Below are 7542 nucleotides of genomic sequence, written 5' to 3' on the forward strand. Positions count from 1 at the left end.
GCCCTCCAGCAGCATCTGGCGGGCGAAGGGGTCGACCTCGAAGGCCAGGTCCTGGTCACCCGGCAGGTGCACCACCTGGGCCTCAACAGGGACATTCGACATGATTGACTGAATGTCTTCGATGAAGCCCATGTTCAGCATTTCATGTACTCGAAACAGGAGTTGGGAACTGCCATATCTATGTAGATAAGTAAGCAGATCCTGAAAAATCGATCAGTATCCTGATTAATGCCAAAACCGACCGTCCCGCAGTCTGCAATGCGGCAGAAACGCTGATTGTACATGAAGCATGGATGGATCAGCATAAAGAATTGCTTGCAGAAGCTCTGAAGAAACACGGGATAACTGTACATGGTGATGACTCTGCAGCAGCTGCATTGCCTGATGTGGTACCCGCAGATGGCAGCGATTGGGCCAATGAATATTTAAGCCTGGACTTAGCTGTAAAAACCGTGAATAGTCTTGAACAGGCCATCGATCATATTGATCAATATGGCACAAGGCATTCAGAGGCGATTATTACCGAAAATGGGGAAACAGCCAAAAAGTTCATGCAGCTTACAGATGCTGCGGCGCTGTACCATAATGCTTCGACGAGATTCACAGATGGAGGAGCTCTTGGCTTTGGAGCTGAAATCGGCATTTCCACACAGAAGCTCCATGCGAGAGGGCCGATGGGGCTGCCGGCATTAACAACCCGAAAATATTTGATGACTGGAAACGGGCAAATTAGGTAATCGCATATTTATGAAAAGCCTCAGCTATTAGCTGAGGCTTTTCATATGGAAATTGCAGTTGATTAGTAAAAAAATTGGGCCGACATAGCTTGTTCGGTATACATATTATACAAAAAAGGAAATACCTTATGCTTTTATCAAATTTTTTTTGTGCATGAAAGGAGACCGGAATAATAAATGAGCAGAACTTTGGCTTGGGGAGATAATAATTTTGGCCAGCTTGGGATCGGCAGATTCGGGGGCAGCAGAGCGATTCCAGTTCCAGTGAGGAATCTTGACAGTGCAATTGCTGTATCTGGAAGAGGGAATCATAGTCTTGCCCTCCTTGCAGATGGAACCATTAGGGCATGGGGAAGCAATGATTTTGGGCAACTGGGGGATGGTTCAAACACCAGTCGAAATGTACCAGTGCGTGTAAGAGGGATATCAGATGCAGTTGCCATTTCAGCTGGCGAACAGCATAGTCTCGCTCTTCTCGCAGATGGGACCATTAGGGCATGGGGACGAAACCTGGAAGGCCAGCTTGGGAACGGAACAAATATTAACAGCAATATCCCTGTCAGGGTAAACGGAATTACTAATGCCAGGATGATAGCCGCAGGAAATGATCATAGCCTTGCCCTTCGCAGAGACGGGGGGTTAGAGGCATGGGGCAGCAATGATAGGGGCCAATTAGGGGACGAGAGTACAATTAACAGTAATACTCCTGTTGAGATTATTGTACCGGTACCGTCTGACCTTATCGCCATTGCAGCCGGAAGGGTTCATAGTCTGGCTCTTCGTGCAAATGGAACAGGCCTTGCTTGGGGCGGGAACGAAGATGGCCAGCTAGGGACAGGGGATAATGTAGATCAAGTGGTACCAGCAGAGATTGATGATCTGGATGATGCGGTAGCCATTGCAGCTGGCAGGGACCACAGCGTGGCTCTTAGGTCAGATGGAAGGATTATGGCCTGGGGAAGAAACGTGGAAGGTCAGCTTGGAAATGGTTCAAATATAAACAGGAATACCCCGATATTCGTTATAGGGATCAGCGATGCAGTTGCCATTGCAGCCGGTGATAATCACAGTCTTTCCATACTTTCAGATGGAACCTCCAGAACTTGGGGTGATAACAGTTTTGGCCAATTGGGGGACGGGACAACTGGCGGTACCAGCAATGTGCCTGTCCAGGTGAGCGGGATTGAAAATGTCTTAGAAATTTCCGGAGGTCGTGCACATAGTTTAGCCATACAATTTTCCTGCCCGCCAGACATTTCAGTTTTCAATGATCCTGGCCAGCGTGGGGCATTTGTGAATTACACACAGCCTATTGCAAATCCAGGGGATTTTATTGTTTGCAATCCGGCACCTGGATCATTCTTTCCTCTAGGTTCAACTACAGTGACATGTACAATAACTCAGCCTTCTGGAATTACAAGGAACTGTTTATTTAATGTTCGAGTTATTATGGATCCCTGCCGCTTTTTAAGTAATAGATGTTTTAGATAAACCGAGTTGAGTGGCTGATTGGGTTAATCGTTTAAAGATCTTTGAGATGCTCAAGCTCGTGAGGTGCCCATCAAGACAATTCATTCGCATCCTGCCAAAATAAAAAATTGGCAGTCCAATCACTGCTCATTTTTGAATTTCTCACCGACTGCAGATAAAGACTATCTTAAAGGGGTGAGAAAGCAGTGACAGTCATAACGACGTTCAAAGAGAAAAAAAGAGAAAAGCAGATCAAATATGAAAAATCCGTCCTTCGGGAAATTTCGATAAAAGCGTTAAAAGAGAAAGTACAGCAATTTTTTGGCTCTTCCAGATTTGTCTCCGGTCTGATGATGAATGCCGGAATTGAGGAGGCCTGCTATGATGTAGCGATTGAAGCTTATTTGCTCGGGGCTAACTACAGCCGTTTTGGAAGCTATGGCGAATCGCTGGATCAGGTCCGCCATAGATGTGAAAAAGAGTATAAGCATTTAGTGGATACATTATATAACTTTTTCCTTTATTGGGGTCATGGTTCGGAAGCGGTAATGAGCGAATCCCTTTATTATATGTGTGAGCAATATGTAAGCAGCTGGTGGTCGGAAGGATTCAATAAAGGGGAGAGAAGGCATAAATTGCGTCTCCACTGAAAAGTGCAATGTTAAAAGGGGTGTCCTGATCAAAGTTCTAGATCTCCATCTTGTCCCATATATTGAAATGAGGATAAGCAGGAGGGGACTGATTGGGACATATGAAGAAAAAATTAAAAATAGGCGGGTTTGCGATCGGGCTTATCGTCCTTTTTCTTATTTTGCAATATGACTTTACGGATGATGATTCCTGGGATTCGTGGAATCTGCCTTTAACAGGAAAGATTATCTTGCTTGATCCCGGCCATGGCGGTCCGGATGGCGGGGCAGGCGATGAAGGAGCACTCGAGAAAGATATCGCATTGGATGTATCATTAAAAGTAAGGGATTACCTCCAGGAGCAGGGAGCTCTTGTGCTGATGACGAGGGAGGAAGACAGAGACCTCGCACCAGAGGGAACCAGGGGTTACAGCCGGAGAAAAGTAGAAGACCTGAAGAAACGGCTTGAAATGATCAATACTTCTAATTCTGATTTTTATGTCAGCATTCATTTAAATTCAATTCCTTCCCCCAGGTGGAGCGGAGCGCAGACTTTCTATGCACCGGGGATTAAGGAAAATGCCAAAGCTGCAAAGTTCATACAGGACGAACTCCGACGCAACCTGGAGAATACAAAGCGGAACTCGAAGCCTTTAAACAATGTATTCATTTTAAAATACGCCAAAAAGCCAGGTGTCTTAGTAGAAGTGGGATTCTTATCAAATCCGGGGGAACGGGCTAATTTGAAAACTGATGAATATCAGGATAAAATAGCCGCCTCCATCTACAATGGAATTATGCGCTACTATACCAATGAAAAAGAACTGACTGAAACATGGGAATGAAAAGGTGCTGAGAAAGTGCCTTTTCTTTTTATTGATGCAGGGAAATAGTGAATGTATTTCTGGTGTGATAGAATTAACAGTATAGAATATTCAATATGTTATACTAAAATGGAAACGAATTCAGAAGGCGGGTGCAATGTATGTTAACTGAACAGAAAGTCAAAGAAGCTTTAAGCGGCTTGCAGGAACCATTTATACATAGAACATTGGGTGAACTTAACGCCATTGAAGAAATCAAAATAAAGGAAGAAAAGAGTCATGTCAGCGTCAAGATTCAAATCGCCAAGACAGGTACAGCTGAACAGCTTCAGCTTCAGACTCAAGTCGTCAATCTTTTAAAAGAAGCAGGAGCCGCAACCGTTGGCATACGCTTCAGCGAGCTTCCTGATGAAGTGCTTTCACAATATAGAGAGGCAGCGTCTGAAGAAGACAAAGGCCTGCTTTCTCCTGGAAATAAAACTGAGTTTATTGCCATTGCCAGCGGAAAAGGAGGGGTCGGTAAATCCACTGTATCTGTAAACCTGGCTGTATCCCTGGCAAGGTTAGGGAAAAAGGTCGGCCTGATCGATGCCGATATTTATGGATTCAGTGTTCCTGATATGATGGGCATTACAAAGCGCCCCGTGGTCAGAGGAGAACGAATTCTGCCGGTTGAACGCTTTGGAGTAAAAGTGATCTCAATGGGCTTCTTTGTAGAAGATAATGCACCAATTATCTGGAGGGGCCCGATGCTTGGCAAAATGCTGAACAGCTTCTTCAATGAAGTAGAATGGGGCGATTTGGATTACCTTCTTCTTGATTTGCCACCGGGTACAGGGGATGTGGCCCTGGATGTGCACACAATGCTCCCATCCTGCAAGGAGATCGTTGTGACAACTCCGCATCCTACAGCCGCATTTGTTGCTGCGAGAGCTGGTGCTATGGCACTTCGAACTGAGCATGAGATCCTGGGTGTTATTGAGAACATGGCCTACTTCGAGAGCCAATTGACTGGTGAAAGAGAGCACGTATTTGGTCAAGGCGGCGGTGAAAAGCTTGCTGAGGAACTGCGGACAGAAGTACTTGGCCAGCTGCCTCTTCAGCAGCCTGATTGGAATGAAGAAGACTTCGCTCCGTCCATTTATGATGAAAACCATAAGCTTGGACAAATTTATACGGATATCGCCCGCAAAGTGATTCAAACAATTGAAAGCAAGTAATTAAAAAACCTCTTCCGTAATGGAAGAGGTTTTTTCTATAAAGGAGCTATGCTCCGCCTCCCTGGCCTTCACCGCCGCCTTGCTCTGCACCCTGGCCGCCGCCTTCACCGCCGCTTTCTCCGCCTTGCTGACCGCCGCTCTTCGTTTCCTCTGCTGCTTTCAGAAGGATGTCCTGAATTTTCGCTTTAAAAAGCGGGCTTTCAAATGTCTCGGTCATTACTTTCTGTAAATGCTCCCGATACTCCTTGCTTTTAAGGACATCCGTAACTTCTTTTTCGAGTTCGGGATCTTTAAGTACTTCTATCATCATTCCCCTGTATTCAGGGTCTTTCATAAGATCCTTTAAGAGCTGCTCATTTTCCTTCTGCATACTTTTTGCCATGCTTTCGGCAAACTTTGGATCATCAAAGGACTTCTTCCAAAACTCTGTTCCTTTATCAGATGTTAAGGTTTTTTCAATGGTATCGGCCACAACCTTTTGGTCCATGACCAGCTTTTGCTGCATTTTTTCATCAGTCATCAATTCCTCGAGTGCCTTTTTTCCATCATCTGTCTTTAATATATCTACAACCATTTTTTTAGTTTGCTCATAATCCATTTGGCCGCTGCCCGTTTCACCTTGGCCGCAGCCTGATATGAATAACAATAGCGCTAATGGAAGGAGCAAACGGAATTTTTTTTTCATGGTGAAGCTCCTTTCAGAGGTGTCCTTACCTTTAGAATGAAGAAATTCAGCAAATATTATGCGCTGGAAATACAATGCCTAGATTTTTCAAACTTTGGTTGGTACAATCATAAAGAATGAATTTATTTATTATGGGGGAAAAATAAATTGACAAGCCGTAATTGGGTAAAGCTTTTTATATCGACTCTTTTAGTTGGCGGATTAACTACTGGGGTTGTCGGATTTATTGTGCGCTGGGATGAATTTGCGCCTATTTTTACTGACTTCGATTTCCTTGAGATTCTGTCGGTATTCTTCTGGCTTATAGGTGTAGGATTAATATTCAGTATCATTAGTCAAATGGGCTTCTTTGCTTATTTGACAGTTCACCGCTTTGGGCTGGGTATTTTTAAAGGATTGTGGAATCCTATTCAGATTGTTCTTATTTTATTTACTTTGTTTGACTTGGTTTATTTCCGCTATAAGGCTTTTGCGGGCGAAGGGGACAGCATGCTTCCGTATATTGGCTTAGCGGCATTTCTTCTTATAGTCGCGCTTGTGGTTGCAGCAATTAAAGCCAGACAGACCAATCAGCATGCATTTATTCCTGCAGTATTCTTTATGGTGGTTGTAACCGCCATTGAGTGGGTGCCGGTTTTAAGGGTAAATGAGGAAAGCTGGCTATATCTAATGCTGTTCCCATTACTAGTCTGCAACACCTATCAGCTGCTTATCCTTCATAAACTAAATAAAGATTCTCAAAAACAAAGAAGCAATATAGCTCAAAAGCCATCCAAGTAACGGATGGCTTTTGTTTTGTTTATTTTATTTCACTTGTCTTCGTCTCAGCATTTGCAATCATTTCCGAAACGGAAACGAATTTGAGCCCCTTGGATTCTATATCGTCTAAAATGAGCGGAAGAGCTTTGGCTGTTTGTTTTGCAGAATCGGATGCATGAAGAAGTACGATATCTCCTTTTTTAGCCTTTGCTACATTTTCTGCAATCCTCTCTGCACCCGGATTGGTCCAATCCTTTGAATCAACACTCCAATGGACAACGGTATAGCCCATCCTATCAGCAACCTTTAACGTTTTTTTGTCAAAATGTCCTGTCGGGGCGCGTACAAGCTTAATGTCTTTAATATTCAGTTTTCTAAATGCTTCCTGCGCCTTTGCAAGGTCTCTCCTGATCTTATCTTCTTCAAGCTCTGTATAATCTTCATAGCCATAGCCCAGAATTCCAATCTCGTACCCTTCTTTCACAATTCTTGAAACTAAATCCGGATGGCGTTCGGCCCAGGAGCCAGCCAGAAAAAAAGTCGCAGATTTAACATTCTCTTTTTTGAGAGTATCCAGTATGGTCTCTGCTTTTACATCCCCCCATCCAATATTAAATGTGAGGGCTAAATCCTTTTCCCCTTTGTATATCGCTTTAGGCCCGTCTTTGGCTGAAAAAGCAGGCAAATGGACTATGCTCTGCATATAGAGGAACCAAGCCGTGAAAAATGATGCAATGACAACAAGCGAAATTTGTTTTAGTGACTTACCATTCAATACATAAAAAAAGTTCATAACAATTCACCTCGTCCGATACCTTCCTAATCCATACCTATGCTGAACTTGTCTCTTCCATGTATAAAAAATTCGCTCATAAAAAATCTTAAATGGAAAAATACTACAGAAAACAAATTGAAAAATTCACTGGAGGCCATCAAAATGATTGGAATGTTATTAAATCAGAAAGAGCTAAAAGAAATGGAGTATCTCATTAAAAGGGAAATGGACGAAATATTATTCGATTTAAAAGATGACAGGATCGACCACATTGTCAAAAGAGCCATGGAAGAACGATATAAAATTTTATTTTCACCATGACGGCCAGTTGCGCGGCAACGGCGGCCTCGAGGCGGCTCCGCGCGTCCTCCTGAGTTGAGACGGCGACAGATCGGAAGAGCGTCGTGGAGGGAAAGAGTGTAGACGCGCGTGTAGATCTCGGT

8 protein-coding genes and 1 pseudogene are annotated in these 7542 nt (G+C 43.8%); 7 read left to right on the forward strand and 2 right to left on the reverse strand.

The window, feature by feature from the left end; translation table 11 throughout:
* Positions 1–146: 146 nt before the first annotated feature.
* The 5 genes and pseudogenes from ACEQ1T_RS04670 to ACEQ1T_RS04690 form a co-directional block, all read left to right on the forward strand.
* Positions 147–737 (forward strand): annotated as a pseudogene (locus ACEQ1T_RS04670) (glutamate-5-semialdehyde dehydrogenase); the annotation flags it as partial.
* A 177-nt stretch (positions 738–914) separates the two neighbouring features.
* On the forward strand, positions 915–2228 hold the full coding sequence (locus ACEQ1T_RS04675; protein WP_370221904.1) for an HYR domain-containing protein: 1314 nt from the start codon (positions 915–917) through the stop codon (positions 2226–2228).
* A 185-nt stretch (positions 2229–2413) separates the two neighbouring features.
* On the forward strand, positions 2414–2857 hold the full coding sequence (locus ACEQ1T_RS04680) for a YbaK family protein (protein WP_370221905.1): 444 nt from the start codon (positions 2414–2416) through the stop codon (positions 2855–2857).
* A 101-nt stretch (positions 2858–2958) separates the two neighbouring features.
* Positions 2959–3681 (forward strand): N-acetylmuramoyl-L-alanine amidase CwlD, encoded by a 723-nt coding sequence (gene cwlD, locus ACEQ1T_RS04685; protein WP_206845718.1) that lies wholly within the window; start codon positions 2959–2961, stop codon positions 3679–3681.
* 140 nt (positions 3682–3821) lie between these two features.
* Positions 3822–4880 carry a P-loop NTPase gene (locus ACEQ1T_RS04690; RefSeq protein ID WP_370221906.1) on the forward strand — a complete coding sequence of 353 codons (1059 nt, stop codon included), beginning with the start codon at positions 3822–3824 and terminating at the stop codon, positions 4878–4880.
* A gap of 46 nt (positions 4881–4926) precedes the next feature.
* Here the strand turns inward: ACEQ1T_RS04690 and gerD are convergent, their stop codons facing one another.
* A complete protein-coding gene (gerD, locus tag ACEQ1T_RS04695) occupies positions 4927–5565 on the reverse strand; it encodes a spore germination lipoprotein GerD (protein WP_370221907.1) in 639 nt (212 codons plus the stop codon).
* Between the two features lie 147 nt (positions 5566–5712).
* On the opposite strand from gerD, the gene ACEQ1T_RS04700 reads away from it, so the two are divergent.
* Positions 5713–6345, forward strand: coding sequence for a KinB-signaling pathway activation protein (locus tag ACEQ1T_RS04700; protein ID WP_206845657.1), 633 nt, complete (start codon positions 5713–5715; stop codon positions 6343–6345).
* Positions 6346–6364: 19 nt separating this feature from the next.
* Here ACEQ1T_RS04700 and pdaB read toward each other — a convergent pair whose 3' ends face one another.
* A complete protein-coding gene (gene pdaB / locus ACEQ1T_RS04705; RefSeq protein WP_206845655.1) occupies positions 6365–7117 on the reverse strand; it encodes a polysaccharide deacetylase family sporulation protein PdaB in 753 nt (250 codons plus the stop codon).
* A 144-nt stretch (positions 7118–7261) separates the two neighbouring features.
* Here pdaB and ACEQ1T_RS04710 point away from each other — a divergent pair, with 144 nt between their 5' ends.
* Positions 7262–7420, forward strand: a complete 159-nt coding sequence (locus ACEQ1T_RS04710; protein WP_370221908.1) for a hypothetical protein — start codon at positions 7262–7264, stop codon at positions 7418–7420.
* Positions 7421–7542: the final 122 nt, after the last annotated feature.

Origin of the sequence: Cytobacillus sp., from assembly GCF_964223445.1 — a bacterium.
Lineage (GTDB): Bacteria > Bacillota > Bacilli > Bacillales > Cytobacillaceae > Cytobacillus.

Excerpts from the sequence above, each read along its gene's own strand:
- ACEQ1T_RS04675 (WP_370221904.1), top strand. The coding sequence starts at position 915 with ATGAGCAGAACTTTGGCTTGGGGAGATAATAATTTTGGCCAGCTTGGG.
- ACEQ1T_RS04690 (WP_370221906.1), top strand. The coding sequence starts at position 3,822 with ATGTTAACTGAACAGAAAGTCAAAGAAGCTTTAAGCGGCTTGCAGGAA.
- pdaB (WP_206845655.1), bottom strand. The coding sequence starts at position 7,117 with ATGAACTTTTTTTATGTATTGAATGGTAAGTCACTAAAACAAATTTCG.
- cwlD (WP_206845718.1), top strand. The coding sequence starts at position 2,959 with ATGAAGAAAAAATTAAAAATAGGCGGGTTTGCGATCGGGCTTATCGTC.
- ACEQ1T_RS04710 (WP_370221908.1), top strand. The coding sequence starts at position 7,262 with ATGATTGGAATGTTATTAAATCAGAAAGAGCTAAAAGAAATGGAGTAT.
- gerD (WP_370221907.1), bottom strand. The coding sequence starts at position 5,565 with ATGAAAAAAAAATTCCGTTTGCTCCTTCCATTAGCGCTATTGTTATTC.